The organism is Azohydromonas aeria (assembly GCF_009760915.1).
Classification (GTDB): Bacteria; Pseudomonadota; Gammaproteobacteria; order Burkholderiales; family Burkholderiaceae_C; genus Azohydromonas; species Azohydromonas aeria.
Map to the genome: position 1 here is coordinate 1 of NZ_VIDQ01000047.1, position 15,051 is coordinate 15,051.

Consider the following 15,051-nt stretch of genomic DNA (forward strand, 5'->3'; position numbering starts at 1 on the left):
GGGGACAGCCAGCCATCGCGGTGCGCCGCCGCTGTAATGACCGACAAATAAGTAAGAACCCTATATCAGCTTCCGTAGGCCGAAAGCGCACCTTTTTGCACGCGGAGTCCGTCCACCCCCAGTACGGCCGCACTTCTGGGTCTTCCGCTGCACCGACGCCATCGTCGCTCGCCACTGCAACGTGGCCATGCAGGCGCTGGGCGCCACACCAGGCCAGGCCATCGAGGCGCTGCGCGCGGGGGTGCGCCAGCACGCCAGGCTCTACGGTGCCCAGGCTCACCGCCCGCGCCTGGGCGCCATGGCCGTTGATCCGCAGCCCTGCGACGGCGAGGCCCTGCGCACGCTGCACGTCTGCATCGACCGCGCGCGCGACCTCCTGGGCTTCTGGGCAGCGGCACGCCTCATCAACGCCCTGACCCGGCAGTACCTTCTCGACGCAGCCGCGCAGCGCATGCATTGACAGCCCGCCAGCTTGCCTGCCTAGCGCTGCTATGGCGATAACTATTGTTATCGCCATAGCATGCCGGGATGAGCAAACACGCGTCCGGCAAAAAGAGCGACACCTTGGCCGCAGCCAATGGGCTGCCCGACGCCGCCGCGCTGGCAGCGCTGCGCGCCTGGCACGAAGGGCTGTCAGCGCGTGCCGCGGTCAACCAATACCTGCCGCAGGATTTAGTTGACAGCGCATCGGCGCGCGGCGTGCTCGGCGGTATCCGGCGCCAGCTGCAGCGCGTGGCGCGCTCGCGCCAGCGGCCGGACCTGGCCGAGACCTTCGCCATGGAGCACCGCGGTGACGCGGCCCACGCCCGCGCCGTGGCGCAGGCCATCGAGACGCTGCGGACCCTGCCGCCGCCGCAGCCGCTCATCGGCGACCGGGTGGAGCGATGGCTGCCCACGCGCATCACCGCCACACTGCAGGCCTCGGGCATCGACACGCTGGCGGCGCTGACGCTGCGGGTGCCGCGCCGCCGGCGCTGGTGGACGGCCGTGCCCGGGCTGGGCGCCACGGGCGCGCGCCAGGTGGAGGGTTTCTTCGCCACGCACCCCGAGCTCACCGAGCGCGCCCGCGCGCTGGTGGCGGTGCCGGCTTTGGACGTCCGGCCATGGGAGCGCATTACGCTGCCGCAGGAGCTCGACGGCTCGCAGGGGCGCTTCCGTGCCCCGCGCGATAGCTGCGCGCTCGACGCCCGCGACGACTATGCCGCCGTGCAGGCCTGGCTGGAGCGCCACGAATCCGAGGCCACGCGCCGCGCCTACAGGAAGGAAGCCGAGCGCCTCATCCTTTGGGCGGTGCTGGAGCGGGGCAAAGCGCTGTCTTCGCTGGCCACCGAGGACGCCACCGCCTACCGCGCCTTCCTGCGCCGGCCCGCGCCTGCCGCGCGCTGGATCGGACCGCCGCGGCCACGGCATTCGCCGGAGTGGCAGCCCTTCGCCGGAGCGCTGTCGGCGCGCTCCATCAAGTACACGGTGTCGGTGCTGGGCGCCCTGTTCCGTTGGCTGGTCGAGCAGCGCTACGTGCTGGCCAACCCGTTTGCCGGCATGAAGGTGCGCGGCGCCTCATCGACGGCGCCGCTGGACGCCGGCCGCGGCTTCTCGCAAGCGGAGTGGCGGCTGCTGCGCGTCGTCGCTGACGGGCTGGAGTGGTCGTACGGCTGGAGCGCGCCGGCGGCGCAGCGGCTGCGCTTCGTGCTGGACTTCGCCTACGCCACGGGCCTGCGTGCCAGCGAGCTGGTGGGCGCCACGCTGGGCGCCATCGAGACCGACGCGCGGCAGGAATCGTGGCTGCACCTCGTGGGCAAGGGCGCCAAGGCCGGCAAGGTGGCTCTGCCGCCGCTAGCCCTCACCGCGCTGGAGCGCTACCTGGTGCAGCGCGGGTTGCCCTTGACGCCTACGCGGTGGTCGCCCGAAACACCGTTGGTGGGACGTTTGGCCGACGAGGCCGGCGGCATCACGACGGCGCGCCTGTGGGCGCTGATGCGGCGCTTCTTCGCCACGGCTGCCAACGTCATCGAGGCCGATAACCCGCAGCTGGCCGAGAAGCTGCGCCGGGCCAGCCCGCACTGGACACGGCACACCCATGCCACCCATGCCCTGGAGCGCGGCGCCGAACTCACCACCGTGCGCGACAACCTGCGCCACGCCTCGATCTCCACCACCTCGACCTACCTGCACGGCGACGACACCAAACGAGCGCGCGAGATGGCGGCGGCCTTCAGTACCCCGCAGAGCTGAGCAGCGCGCTGCGCGCTGCTCAGCCGAAGCGCACCATTTTTACGCCTGTGCGCGCGGCAGCGGTGTATACAGGATTTCGCAAGTTGTTGATGCGCAATGAATTTTTCAGGCAAAGCGCACCAAAATTGCGAAGTAGTACGAGACCCCCGAGAGCGGTGAGGACGCGACATGCGCGGTGGCATCTCCTCTTGACCCGATGCTGGCGCCGGGAGTTCCCTGTAACGGCCCACGGCATGGGCGCATGGCCTCTGCGATGCCTCAGCGCCGGGGTCTTGGCCTGATGCCGGCGAGCTCGATGCGCAGAGCTTCCCGGTCGAACTGGGGATCGACGAGATCCGGCAGCCACTCCAGCCGCTCGTAGAAATGCAGCGCCGCGGCATAGATGGCCATGGACACCGAGGCCTCGCCGCGTTCCATGCTGATGATCGTGGGGGCCGAGGCGTTGATCTGCGCAGCCAGGTCACGGATCGTCATGCCGCGGCGTTCCCGCGCCAGGCGCAGGTTGGCTCCCAGTGCGGCCAGTGCTCTGGTGATGGCTGACGGCAGGTCACGAGTCATCTTTGGAGCACGAGGCATAAACTATATTTGTACTTAACGCGCGAACAGATGGACTCATAATTGAACTATGCCTGTTGGTCAGGTCAAGAGCAGCCGCTGATGGCAGCGGCCGACCATGACTGAACCAGACACGACGCCAGATTGATGCCACCACGGCCGTCGGCCGCAGCAGGCGCTTCTACGGCCGGACGGGACAGGTGATGGACACGCCGATGGCGCCAACAGCCCGTCGCTGCGAGCATGACGCCAGCCAAGGGGCCCGCTACGCCAATGAGTCCGGTACCGACCAGGTTCCGGGAGGTCCGAAGGTGCCTCTCACAGGCGCCGGTGCTTGCCCAGGCCGCGGCCAGCGAATGAGCAAGTGACGCGAAGTGGACTGCAGGGGCGAGATTTGCCGTGCAGCCGCAAGAAGCTGTTTGGCAACACGTGCGCAGCTGCGTCCATGGTGTGCGGGACGAAGATGCAAAGGCAGAGACATCGTTGGCGTCACTGCGGATCGGCACCTGGAACCTCGGGCGCTCCGGCGCGTTTCACCGTACCCGCATTCCCGGACAACTGGAGGTCCTGCGTCGCCTCGATGCGGACTTGTGGGTGCTGACCGAGGCTCACGATGCCAACGTGCCACCGCACGGGCATGCCTGCCGCACCGTGCCCGGTGTCGAGCTCCATCACGCCGGCGAGCATCGCGTCATCGTCTGGTCCCGGTACGCGCTGGATTCCATGGCCACCGAGGATGCGGCGTCGACCGTCGCGGTGCGACTGCAGCCGCCACCCCTGGAGAGGCCGCTGCTGGTGTGCGGCACCGCCATGACCCACGCCCGTGGTGGCGCGGTGCAGCGCCAGGGACTGGCCTGGCAGCGACACCATGCGATCGTGCAATGCCAGCGTGCCGAATGGCTGCGGCTGCGGCTGCGGCTGCGCCAGCAGCATCCCGACCACCTGCTGTGCGTGGCCGGCGACTTCAACGCTAGCTCAGGACATGTCGGCGCACTACGGCACGGTGGACGCCCGGCTCGCCATCCTGCAGGGTCTGGCCGATGCCGGGGCGAAATCCCTGACCGCCGACGAGACGTCAGGCTCCCAGGCACACGACAGCCAGCGCCCCATCCTGGATCACGTGGCATTCGCGGAACTGGCCGGGCTCGGCTGCCGGCTCGAAACCGTGCCCAGCGTGGTGGATGGCCATCGCATCAGCGACAGGGACGGTGTCCTGGTCGAGCTGACGTGGTCGTGAGACGGCTTGCCGTGCAAGCAGGCGGGCGACATGAGTCCAGGGAGGTTACGCCCGCAGCGGCAGCCCTGTCGCGGCCGGGTCTTGCAGCACTGCCGCAGGTTGCCTGTTGCGAAATAGGAGAACAAGGGTCGGCGTCACGACGCGATGGAATGCAGCCTCGCAGCCGTTACGGCCGACCCGGTATGCTCGCCCGTTTCCATTGCACAAGTACCACCGTGGCCGAAACCTCAAGCCAGAAGAACAGCGCCTTCATGAAGACGCTGAAGCCCAGCCCCGCACTGGCGGCCATCGTCGGCGCCGAGCCCCTGCCCCGCACCGAGGTCACCAAGCGGCTGTGGGACTACATCAAGCAGCACAACCTGCAGAATCCCGCCAACAAGCGCAACATCCTTTGCAATGACGCGCTGAAGGCCGTCATGGGCAAGGACGAGGTGACGATGTTCGAGATGACCGGGCTGGTGGGAAAGCACCTGGCCTGAAGCCGCGGGCGCTGCAGCGGCTGCCTGTCGGCTCGACAGGACCGGCTGCCGTGCGAAGCACATTGTCGTTAGCCAGGCGCTGTCACGCCGCCATCATTTGCCCGGCAACAGGCGCTCAGAGTCTGGTCGGCACGGCCCTGACCTCGCGACCGTTCTCGACAAGGGCGGCCGCACCGTCCGGTGAGCCTTGCCCGCGATGCGCTACAGGCTGTCTCAGGCACCGTGCGAGTCGACACGGTCCGTTCCTGGGCTGCAGCAGCTACCCGCAGTGCCGCTTCACGCGGGATCTCGGCTCGGGGCTGCAAGAGCAGCCGCCTCGGGGAATCGCGGACCCGTACAGCGGACCTGGAACCGCGTAGCGCCTGGCGGCATCCAGGCAACCGGCGCCAAGCCTTCAGCGCATCGGCAGCCCGTTGAGGAAGTTCCGCTTGCCCGCGTACACCTTGCGCAGATGCGCCAGCCAGACGGCCCGCTGCGGTGCGTGCATGCGCTGCGCAATCTCCGCAACCAGTTGCAGCTCCATCCGGTAAGGACTGGCGGCCCCCCGCATTGCAGCGTCAAGCACGCGCATGAGAAGCGCTGCTGCCGTGTCCCGCTCCTCGGCGCCCAGATTCAGCGCGATGGTGCGCAGGGTGGGCGCCGAGCAGCTGACCCCGGGCTGCACCAGCTGTGCCGCTTCGCTCCAGCGCTGTTCGGCGCACAGCACCTGCGCGCGCAGCGTGACGTCGCCATCAAGCCGGCCGCCGCTGGCTTCCTGAACCTGCACCCAGCCCAGTACCTCTTCGCGCAGTGCCACGACGTCGTGTCCCGCCCTGGTGGCCGCCTCGAGCAGTGCCTGGAACGCCTCCAGGCTGGGTCGGCTCTCGAACAGGCGCCGCCGCAGCCCCAGCGCCTCGTCGGTGCGGCCTGCGTGCTCCAGGCAGCGCAGCAACGCCTGCTGAAGGCGGGCGTCGTCCGGGAATGCGCGACAGCCCTCCTCGGCCTGCAGCAGTGCCTCGGCGTGGCAGCCATGGCGCTACAGGAAGCCGATCACGCACGCGTGTGCGTCAGGCCTGGAAAGGTCCTCGCGCAGCATGGCCAGTGTGCCGTCGATGTCGCCCGCTGCTTCAAGCTGCTCGCGGTGCAGCCGCTGCAACTGCGACAGGGTGCTGTCGGGCCGTGGCGGCGGACCTGCGTAGCGGCCCTTGCGGCGCGCCTGCTTCTCTTCCCACCGCTCGAGCTCCAGCCGCAGCGCGTCCTTGGCTGCGCGCCAGCGCTGCTGCAGGGCCTGGCGCATCTCCTGGCACGCTGCGTCGCCCATGGCTGCCTCGGCGGCCTTGGTGTCGAAGCTCTCGCACGGGTCGTCGAGCACCAGTTGCAGGTAGGTTTGGCCGAATGCCGCCGGCTGCGTCCCGGCCACTTGGAGACAGCGCAGCCACTCGGCGCCGATGGCCTGGCACAGCTCGCCGAACTCGCCATAGGAGTCGTCGGCCTCCTGCGACAGCTCCCACGCGCGGCGCAGCGCGTGGCCGCCCAGCGTCACGGCCGCCTGGGCGTCACGGGCACAGGTCTGACGCAGCAGCGGCAGCACGGCCTCACCGCGGCGCACGTACTCCCGGCCTTCCCCGAGCTGGATGTAACGGGGCCCCGGCCTCAGCATCCCGCCAACGATGGCCTCGAGCTCGGCCGGGTCGCACACCACCAAGCTGGCCCGGCGCCAGCACTGCAGCTCGCGCTCGATCTCGAAGTTGCTGTCGGCCATCTGCATCAGCTTCTCGGCGAGCACCGACGCCGGCAGCCCATGCAGGAACGACTGCAGCCGCAGCCGCTCCTGTCCCTCGGGCAGCGGCTCCAGATTGCCGCCGCCCTCGTCCACGCCGACAACGCTCATGGCAGTGGCGGCACAGGCTTGGTGAACACTTCAGGCGCGTCGGCCAATACGCTGCCGGTCACCCTACCCGTTCTCCTGGCTGGCGCGCACCGCCGCAGGATGACCTTCCATCCGTTGCGCGCCCTCGCCGCCTCGTCCAGGATGTCCAGGTACTCCGTGACGTTCACCACGCGGTTGCCGGGCAGCGTCCCCTGGGCATGCTCTTGCAGCGCCTGGAGGCGGCGCGCCGGCGTGTTGCCCATCACCCGGATGCGACTGTAGGCCTCGCAGGCGTAGGCGAAGGTCTCGCGTCGGCGGAAGTCGATGTCCAGCAGCCACTCGCGCAGTCGGGTCTCAGGCAGCCCGACAGTGGCCCGCTTGCAGTTGTGGAAGACGTGCGCGGCTTCGTGCACGACGAAGTCGGCAAAGGGATCGCCCTCGGCGAAATACGCCTGGCTGACGTAGCAGGTGGTCTCCTCGCTCAAGCCCAGGCAAGCCGAGCCGTCGCCCGAGAGCGGCTCACACCCTGCGGCGGCCAGGACCATGTTGGCCAGCGACCAGGCGGTGTGGGGCCAGTACGTGGAGCGCAGGACCGACTCGACGTTGCCCGGCCCGACGAAGACGACCGAGCGCTCCAGCAGCGCCAGCACGGCGCCACGCTCGGTCGCAGGAAACAGGCCTTCGACCATCGGCGAGACCTTGCCGCGCACCCATGGCGCCAGATCGGCCGCCAGCGGCAGCACTGGCACTGGACGTGACGCCAGCCGCGCCAAGGTGTGCGCAATCAGGCCCTCGCGCAGGAACGCATTGGCATTGCGCGCAGCCTCCAGCAAACTCGTACCTGCCCAGCGCGGCGCTTCGTTGTAGTCACCTGTGTCCAGGTAGCGCTGCAGCGCAGCCTCCCGGCTCTCGACAGTGGTTTCCATCCGGCAATTGTGATGGAGCCAGCCCCGGAGAGCCATGCGCGCTATGTTGCGCGCAACGACCCCGACACAGAAGCGGATGCCCGTCTCCATTGCCCAGTATCGCTTGCCCTGACCTCTATCAGCGTTGGCGCTGCCTTGCCGCCGCCCGCCGCTTGTGCCCCCAGCGCAGCAGTCCCGTGACCGCCAGCGCCAGCGGCAGCAGCCCGGAGGCGAAGACGACGATGCGCCCGGCCAGCCCGAAGGCCTCGCCGCTGTGCAGCGGGTGCAGCCACTGGTTGAACTTGTCCGCGCCGCGCAGCGCCGCCGGCACCCGCGCGGCCAGCACGGCGCCGCTGCGCGCGTCCGCCCACACCACGCCCGCCGGAAAGCGGTCGCCCGGCTCGCCCGGCCAGCGCACGCGCAGCCGGTAGGCGGCCGCCGGCTCAGCCGCGCCCGGCACGTCGATCCAGCGCGGCTGCGTCTGCGGAAACTGCGCCTGCACCTGCGCCAGCACGGCGTCCACCGGCAGCCGTGGGCCGGCCGGGTCGGAGCGCGAGAGCGGCGTGCGCTGCGCCGCCGGCGCGCCCAGCAGGTTCACCCAGGGCGCGTGCAGCTGCGGCCAGGCCAGCACGCTGCCCGTCACGCCCAGCACCAGCAGCAGCGGCAGCGCCAGCAGGCCGCTCCACTTGTGCAGGTCGTACACGCGCCGCGGCGCGCTCGCCTCGCGCTTGAAGGCCAGCGCCTGGCGCCAGCGCCCCGGCGCGGGCCACCACAGCCACAGCCCGCTGAGCAGCGACAGCGCCAGCGCCACGCCCACCAGCGCCACCGCGCGGCGCCCGGGCAGGTCCAGCAGCAGCGCGTAATGCAGGTCGTAGAGCCAGGTCATCGCCGTCTCGCCCCAGAAGCGGCTGGCCACGACTTCATGGGTGTTGGCGTCCACGCTCACGAGCAGCGGCGCGAAGGCGTGGCCCTCGCGCTCCTGGGGCTTGAGGTAGCGGGCCGTCACCAGCGCCTGCCCCGGCGCCGGCAGCTCGATGCGCCAGCCGCCGCCGCGCTCGGGGTGCGCGGCCTGCAGCGCCTGGAACACCGCCTCGATGGACACGGGCCGCTCGGCCGGGCGCGGCGCCACGCGGGCGTCGAACCAGGGCTCGATCTCGACGTAGAACACCAGCACGCTGCCGCTGAGCCCCAGCAGCACGAGCCAGGCCCCCAGGCCCAGCCCCAGCCAGCGGTGCAGCCGCAACCAGGCCGCGCGCAGCGCCTTGCGCGTCATCACAGGCTCGCGCTCAGCGCCACGAACAACGCGCGTGGCGTGCCGGGCGAGTGCAGCGACTGCGTGCCGTCCCACCACACGTATTCGCTGAAGCGGTCGGTGACGTTGCGCACCTGCGCCTCCAGGCGCCAGCGGTCGCTGAAGGCCCAGGTCGCGCCGACGTTGAGCAGCGTGTAGCCGCCGAAGCGCCCGCGCGCGTTCTCGCGCTCGATGAAGTAGTCGCCCTGCCCTTGCGCCCAGGCCGAGAGCTTCAGCTCGGGCGTGGCGTTCCAGTCGATGCCGGCATTGAAGACGTGGCGTGGCACGTGGTCGATCTCCTTGCCGCGCGTGGCCGGCGCGGCCGGGTCGGGCTCGACGATGAGCGCCTCCTGCCGCGTCAGCGCGACCCAGGCCTGCACCGTGTCGGCCGGGCGCAGCGTGAGCTGCAGGTCCACGCCCTGGCGCCGCGTCCTGCCCAGGTTGTCCGAGTCGCCCGTGGGCGAGTTCAGGTTGCGCTTGACCTCGTCGGAGGCCGCCTGCGCCCAGCGCGCCAGGCGGCCTTCCAGCCATGGCGCGGGCTGGAACTTCCAGCCCAACTCCCAGCCGTCGTTGAGGGACGGGCGCAGGTCCGTCACGCGCGGGGGCACCTTGTAGGCGCCGGCGCCCACGCCGAGCTGGAAGGTGCGGCCCCAGTTGGCGTAGAGGGCCTGGCCCTCGGCGGGCGTCCACACCATGCTGAGCTTGGGCTGCCGGATGGTGCCGTAGTCGTTGATCTCGTAACGCGCGCCGTCGAGACCGTTGTCGAGGTGGCCGCGCACTGCATCGACGCGCAACGCCGGCACCAGCTTCGCGCTGGCCACCGGGCGCAGCACGCCCTGCACGTAGGCGCCGTAGGTGTCGAACGTGAAATCCTGGTCGCGGGTCTGGCTCGTGCGCACACGGCCAGCGCTGAGCCAGCGGTCGCTGCGGTTGCGCTGCTGCTCGGTGTCGATGCCGCTTTCCAGTGCGAACTCGTGCAGCGCCTGTACCCTCGGGCGCCAGCTCAGCGTGGCGCGCGCGCCGCGGTGCGTTTCCTCGGCGATGCGCTCCTGCTGCGCCACCCCGGCCGAGAAGCGCACCCAGCGCGTGTCGTCGAAGCGGTTCACGTACGCCAGCGTGCTCCAGCTCAGGTCGCGCCCGGCCGTGCCTTCGGCCTGCACGCTGAGCTGGCCGATGCGGCGCTCGCCGCCGTCGGTGGCGACGAAGGCATGGCTGCGCCGCGGCGTCGCGCGGGCGTCGGCCTCGGTCAGGTAGCCCGGCTCGTCAGCGCGGTGCTCGAGGTGCCGCGCCGTCACGCCCGCCCGCCAGCCGCCGCCCTCGGCCGTGTAGAACCACTTGCCGGCAAGGACGAATTTGCGGCTGTCGGCATGGTCGCGCCAGCCGTCGCTGTTCTTGTAGCCAAAGAAGTAGTTTTGGGCCCAGGCGCCCTGCTCGATGCCCTGCGCGGCCTGCAGCTCGCGGTTGTTGAACGACCCGAGGCCCACGCGGCCCAGCGTCTCGTTGCCGCCCTGGCGCGTGACCAGGCTGACGTTGCCGGCGATGTTGTGCAGCCCGTAGCGGGCATCGTTGGTGCCGCGCACGGTCTCGATGGCCTGCAGCTCCAGCGGGAACACGGCGTCCAGGTAGGGCATGTTGCCGTCGTTGCTGTTTGACGGGATGCCGTCCACCAGCAGCTTCACGGCGTTGACCTCGCCCTCGCCGTTGAAGCCGCGCATCGAGACCTTGCCCGACGTCGTGCCCTGGTTGTAGTTGGTGAGCAGGGTGCCCGGGCTGAGCTGGAACAGCTCCCAGGTGGACTGCGCGCTCTGGCCCTGCAGCGTCTCGCCCTGCACCACGTCCACCGAGGTCAGCAGGCTGCGCGAACGCAAGGGGCCCTGGCGCCGCTCGGTGACGGTGACGCGGCCCAGCTCCAGGCTGGATTCGCCGCCGGACACCGCGGCGGGCGGCGGGTCGGATGCGGCGGGGACACCGGACTGCGCCAGCACGGCGGCCGAGAACAGGGCGAGAAGCGCCAGCGCGACGGGCGTGCGCACGGGGCGGAAGGGTCTGCGTTTCATGGGTAGGCACTGCGCGATGGAAGGCACCCGCGCTTCCTCTTGTCATGTCTTGTCATGGCAAGGGACCGCGGCAGGTGTTCCAGGGACTTGGAGCCGTCCGGCGCCACGACGCGATGCGGCGCGTCGCGGCGCAATGGCGGACGGACGTGAGTGCGCCGGCACCGGCCCGCTTCAGGCGAGCGGACCGCGCGGCGCATCCGGTCAGGCGCGCAGTGGGGGCCCGTGCTTCAGCCGCGCGACCCAGATCGCGCAGCAGTCCCGCGGCGCGGCGGCCGCGGCGGCCGGCAAGGCGGCGCCCTGCCAGGGCACGGCGGCCGGGACGGCCACCGCGTCAAAGGGCGACAAGGCCAGCGCCGCCAGCGCGCCCAGTGCGCAGTGCTCGCCATGGCGGGCGCCGCCGGTGTCGGAGCCGTGATGGCCAGACCCGGCCTCCGGCTCCGCCGCCTGCGCCAGGGCGGCGTAGTGTTCATGGGCTTCATGCTCGGCATGGCCGGCATGGCCGGCATGGCCGCCGTGGCTGCCATGGGCGTCGTGCGCGTGGGCGCCCTTCGGCGCGGCCAGGGCCACGCCGTACACGTCGCACACCTCGGCCACCGGCACGCCACGCAACCCGGCCGCGGCGCTGGCCAGCAGCGGCATGGCAGCCTTGAGCAGCAGCGCCACGATGGCGAGGTGCACCAGCCAGCGTGCCAGGCCGCGGGCCTGGTGCCGATGGGTGCCACGCTGCGCCAGGTTCATAAACTGGATTGTGGTGGGTATGCGTTGGGCCACGGCATTCAGCCGGCCCGCGACAGCCGCGACTTCATGCCGGCCGTCGACCACAAGCTGCCGTCGCGGTGCGCGATCAACGCTTCCGCGCCGCTGTGGCGGAAAAGCGGTGGCGCGTCACGGCCCAGCACCATGGCGGCGGCGCCGATGCCGTTGACGGCCTCCAGCGTCTCGCCGACCAGCGTCACGCCGTGCGGCCCCCGCGCCGGGTAGCCGGTTTTCGGGTCGAGCACGTGGTGGTAGCGCCGGCCGTCGCGCTCGAAGCAGCGCTCGTAGTCGCCCGAGGAGGCGACAAAGCCGCGCCGCAATGCCACCACGCCCAGCAGCCGCTCGGGCGCGCGCGGGTCGCGCATGCCCACGCGCCAGGCCGGCGCTGCGTCGGGCGCCAGCGCCAGCACGTCGCCTCCGCCATTGATCAACGCGGACTCGATGCCGTGGCCACGCAATATGTCTAACCCTTGTTCAAGGATATACAGCTTGGCAATGCCACCCAAATCCAGGCGCATACCACGGCGCGGCAGGTACGCGGTATCGTTCCGAGTATCTACTACCAATTGCTTATATCCCACCGCCGGCAGGCGACTGGATATGTAGGCCGGCACCGGCATTTGTGGATTTTCAGGACCAAAATGCCACCGACCGACCGTGCCAACCGTGACGTCGAAAGCGCCGCCACTGCCAACGGATACCGAGCGGGCCATTTCCAGGACTGTCAATAGTTCCTTGGAAATAGGCACCGGCTGCAGCCCCGCGGCCAGGCCGATGGCGCTGACGCGACTGGTGGGGTCGTAGTGGCTCATCTCGGCCGCCAGCGCGGCCATGCGCGCGAAGGCAGCGTCCACGGCCGGACGCAGCAGCGCCGCGTCGGGCGACTGCACGGCAACGTCCACACGGGTGCCCATCAGCGCGCGCGAGTCGCGCAGCCGTGCCGGCTCCAGGCGCGCGGCCTCGGCGCGCAGCGGCCAAGCCGCGACGCAGCCGCCGGCCGCCGCCGCGGCGGCGCCCAGCAGCAGCCGGCGCCGGGATGCGCCGGCCCGGTCCACGATAGCCGCTCGATCGTCGCCGAGGCGTGCAAGTTGGCGCTGCATAAGGAAAAAATCTTTTGCCTGGGCTCAGCGCGACTGCGCCACCATGTAATCGACGGCGGCCTTGACCTCGTCGTCCTTGAGCGCGGCGTTGCCGCCCTTGGCCGGCATCTGGCCCTTGGCGCCGTTGAAGCCCTCGATGGCGTGCTTGTAGACCGTCTCCATGCCCTGGGCGGTGCGTGTTCCCCAGTCGGCCTTGTCGCCGGGCTTGGGCGCGCCGGCCACGCCTGCGCTGTGGCACATGGCGCAGGTGGAGCCGTAAACCTTCTTGCCCAGCGCGTTCTCCGGCGCGGCCACTGGGGTGGTGGCCGTGGCGGCCGCGGGCGTGGCCTGCGGCGCGGCTGCCGGCTCCTGCTTGCCGCAGGCGGCCATCAGACCAAGGGAAACCAGCGCGAGGGAAAGGGTAATTCGGTTCATGATGGGACCTGCATATCCACAGTTGCGATGCGAAATTCTAGGAGCGCAATGAAAAACCTTTCCAGACGCTTTTGATGGGGCTTGATCCAGCGCAAACCGCCAGCCACCATACTTTCCAATCATTCACCCCGCGCAGTTGGCTGGCGCCGACCCAGAAAATTCATCGAACCCGGCCATGCAGCAAAAACTTGAACTGGTTTAAGGAAATATCCATGGACTTGGGCGTGAAAAACAAAATCGCGGCAACCGAAACCACCGGCCTGGCCCGGCGCCGCTTCCTGAACACCGCCGCTGCCGGCTTGGCCGGCGTGGGCCTGGCCGCCTGCGGCGACAAGCCCGCTTCCGCGCCGGCCACGGCCGCCGCCCCGGCCCCGCACGCGCAGCCCAACCCCGGCGAAGGCGCCGGCAACATCCACCTCAAGCCCGGCGAACTCGACAGCTACTACGGCCTCTGGAGCGGCGGCCACACCGGCGACATGCGCGTGCTGGGCCTGCCCTCGGGCCGCGAGATCACGCGCATCCCCTGCTTCGTGCCCGACGCGCTGGTGGGCTGGGGCATCACCAACGAGTCCAAGGACATCATGGGCCGCAAGCCCGACGGCAGCCTGAAGTACACGGTGGCCGACAGCCACCACACGCACGCCTCGTACAAGGACGGCGACTACGACGGCCGCTACGCCTGGATCAACGACAAGATCAACTCCCGCCTGGCGCGCATCCGGCTCGACACCTTCACCTGCGACAAGATCACCGAGTTGCCCAACGTGCAGGGCTTCCACGGCATCTTCCCGGACAAGCGCGACCCGGTGGACCCTGCCATCAACCACACCACGCGCGTGTTCTGCGGCGCCGAGTTCCACATCCCGCTGGGCAGCGGCGACCTCGACAAGCCCGAGAAGTACCGCTCCATGTTCTCCTGCGTCGATGCGGAGACCATGGAAGTGCGCTGGCAGGTGCTCATCGACGGCAACTGCGACCTCGCCGCCACGTCCTACGACGGCAAGCTCGCCGCCACCAACCAGTACAACGTCGAAGGCGGCGCCAAGTATGAGGACATGATGTCCGCCGAGCGCGACGCCTGCCTGTTCTTCAACGTGGCGCGCATCGAGGCGGCGGTGAAGGACGGCAAGTTCAAGACCATCGGCGGTTCCAAGGTACCCGTGGTGGACGGCACGCGCGAGGCCAACGCCGACCCCAAGACGGCGCTGACGGCCTACATCAGCGTGCCCAAGAACCCGCACGGCGTGAACGCCAGCCCGGACGGCAAGTACTTCATCTGTGCCGGCAAGCTCTCGCCCACGGCCACCGTGATCGAACTCAACAAGGTGCTCGACTACTTCGAGGGCAAGCTGGAGAAGGCCGACCAGGCCATCGTCGCCGAGGTCGAGCTGGGCCTGGGCCCGTTGCACACCGCCTTCGACGGCCGCGGCAACGCCTACACCACGCTGTTCCTGGACAGCCAGGTGGTGAAGTGGAACGTGGACAAGGCCATTGCCTTCCACAACGGCGACAAGAACGCCAAGTACGTGGTGGACCGCGTGGACGTGCAGTACCAGCCCGGCCACGTCAACGCCTCGCACTCCGAGACCGCCAAGGCCGACGGCAAGTGGCTCGCCGTGGGCTGCAAGTTCTCCAAGGACCGCTTCCTGCCCGTGGGCCCGCTGCACCCGGAGAACGAGCAGCTCATCGACATCTCCGGCGAGAAGATGGCGCTGGTGGCCGACCACCCGGTGCGCGGCGAGCCGCACGACTTCATCATCTTCCGCCGCGACGTCATCAAGCCCAAGCAGGTCTACAACCTCGACGACCACCCGCAGGCGGTCAAGGACCCGAAAGACACGAGCATCACGCGCAACGGCAAGAAGGTCACCATCCGCATGACCTCGCTGGCCCCGGCCTTCAGCCTGCGCGAGTTCAAGGTCAACTCCGGTGACGAGGTGACGCTGATCCTGACCAACCTCGACAAGGTCGAGGACCTGACGCACGGCTTCGCGATCCCGAACCACAACGTCAACTTCATCGTCAACCCGCAGGAGACCAAGTCGGTCACCTTCACCGCGGGCAAGCCGGGCGTGTACTGGTGCTACTGCACCCACTTCTGCCACGCGCTGCACCTGGAGATGCGCACCCGCATGATCGTCGAGGCCTGACGACGGTCCCCCGCGCACCGCGGCCG

The 15,051-nt window shown here is 69.7% G+C and carries 15 protein-coding genes and 1 pseudogene; 7 read left to right on the top strand and 9 right to left on the bottom strand.

Annotated features, from left to right (window positions below):
• The first annotated feature begins 187 nt into the window (after positions 1–187).
• Complete coding sequence (locus FJ694_RS23175) at positions 188–460, top strand: hypothetical protein (protein ID WP_157269693.1); 273 nt, start codon at positions 188–190, stop codon at positions 458–460.
• Between the two features lie 68 nt (positions 461–528).
• Positions 529–2,232 (top strand): site-specific integrase, encoded by a 1,704-nt coding sequence (locus FJ694_RS23180; protein WP_157269694.1) that lies wholly within the window; start codon positions 529–531, stop codon positions 2,230–2,232.
• Between the two features lie 258 nt (positions 2,233–2,490).
• Here FJ694_RS23180 and FJ694_RS23185 read toward each other — a convergent pair whose 3' ends face one another.
• A complete protein-coding gene (locus FJ694_RS23185; protein ID WP_310735061.1) occupies positions 2,491–2,808 on the bottom strand; it encodes a helix-turn-helix domain-containing protein in 318 nt (105 codons plus the stop codon).
• 429 nt (positions 2,809–3,237) lie between these two features.
• Here FJ694_RS23185 and FJ694_RS38005 point away from each other — a divergent pair.
• The 4 genes and pseudogenes from FJ694_RS38005 to FJ694_RS38010 form a co-directional block, all read left to right on the top strand.
• Positions 3,238–3,843 (top strand): annotated as a pseudogene (locus tag FJ694_RS38005) (endonuclease/exonuclease/phosphatase family protein); the annotation flags it as partial.
• Positions 3,770–4,024 carry a hypothetical protein gene (locus FJ694_RS37255; RefSeq protein WP_157269697.1) on the top strand — a complete coding sequence of 85 codons (255 nt, stop codon included), beginning with the start codon at positions 3,770–3,772 and terminating at the stop codon, positions 4,022–4,024. The pseudogene FJ694_RS38005 and the gene FJ694_RS37255, both read left to right, overlap by 74 nt.
• A gap of 251 nt (positions 4,025–4,275) precedes the next feature.
• Positions 4,276–4,503, top strand: coding sequence for an SWIB/MDM2 domain-containing protein (locus FJ694_RS37260; protein ID WP_232540185.1), 228 nt, complete (start codon positions 4,276–4,278; stop codon positions 4,501–4,503).
• 50 nt (positions 4,504–4,553) lie between these two features.
• Complete coding sequence (locus FJ694_RS38010; protein WP_198320953.1) at positions 4,554–4,862, top strand: topoisomerase DNA-binding C4 zinc finger domain-containing protein; 309 nt, start codon at positions 4,554–4,556, stop codon at positions 4,860–4,862.
• A 35-nt stretch (positions 4,863–4,897) separates the two neighbouring features.
• Here FJ694_RS38010 and FJ694_RS23210 read toward each other — a convergent pair whose 3' ends face one another.
• From FJ694_RS23210 to FJ694_RS23245, 8 genes are all read right to left on the bottom strand, one after another.
• On the bottom strand, positions 4,898–5,434 hold the full coding sequence (locus tag FJ694_RS23210; RefSeq protein ID WP_157269698.1) for a hypothetical protein: 537 nt from the start codon (positions 5,432–5,434) through the stop codon (positions 4,898–4,900).
• An 84-nt stretch (positions 5,435–5,518) separates the two neighbouring features.
• Complete coding sequence (locus FJ694_RS23215) at positions 5,519–6,373, bottom strand: hypothetical protein (RefSeq protein WP_157269699.1); 855 nt, start codon at positions 6,371–6,373, stop codon at positions 5,519–5,521.
• On the bottom strand, positions 6,370–7,368 hold the full coding sequence (locus FJ694_RS23220) for a hypothetical protein (protein ID WP_157269700.1): 999 nt from the start codon (positions 7,366–7,368) through the stop codon (positions 6,370–6,372). The genes FJ694_RS23215 and FJ694_RS23220 overlap by 4 nt, the downstream gene beginning before the upstream one ends.
• 28 nt (positions 7,369–7,396) lie before the next feature.
• Positions 7,397–8,530 (bottom strand): PepSY-associated TM helix domain-containing protein, encoded by a 1,134-nt coding sequence (locus FJ694_RS23225; protein ID WP_157269701.1) that lies wholly within the window; start codon positions 8,528–8,530, stop codon positions 7,397–7,399.
• Positions 8,530–10,605, bottom strand: coding sequence for a TonB-dependent receptor (locus FJ694_RS23230; RefSeq protein WP_157269702.1), 2,076 nt, complete (start codon positions 10,603–10,605; stop codon positions 8,530–8,532). Before FJ694_RS23230 ends, FJ694_RS23225 begins: the two co-directional genes overlap by 1 nt.
• Before the next feature lie 201 nt (positions 10,606–10,806).
• Complete coding sequence (locus tag FJ694_RS23235; protein WP_157269703.1) at positions 10,807–11,343, bottom strand: hypothetical protein; 537 nt, start codon at positions 11,341–11,343, stop codon at positions 10,807–10,809.
• Positions 11,344–11,381: 38 nt separating this feature from the next.
• Positions 11,382–12,461, bottom strand: a complete 1,080-nt coding sequence (locus FJ694_RS23240; protein WP_232540186.1) for an FAD:protein FMN transferase — start codon at positions 12,459–12,461, stop codon at positions 11,382–11,384.
• A 24-nt stretch (positions 12,462–12,485) separates the two neighbouring features.
• The gene (locus FJ694_RS23245) at positions 12,486–12,875 is read right to left on the bottom strand and encodes a c-type cytochrome (protein ID WP_157269704.1); all 390 of its coding nucleotides are present in this window, start codon (positions 12,873–12,875) and stop codon (positions 12,486–12,488) included.
• Between the two features lie 212 nt (positions 12,876–13,087).
• Between FJ694_RS23245 and nosZ the strand changes: the two genes are divergently transcribed.
• A complete protein-coding gene (nosZ, locus tag FJ694_RS23250) occupies positions 13,088–15,025 on the top strand; it encodes a TAT-dependent nitrous-oxide reductase (protein WP_157269705.1) in 1,938 nt (645 codons plus the stop codon).
• Positions 15,026–15,051 lie beyond the last annotated feature (26 nt).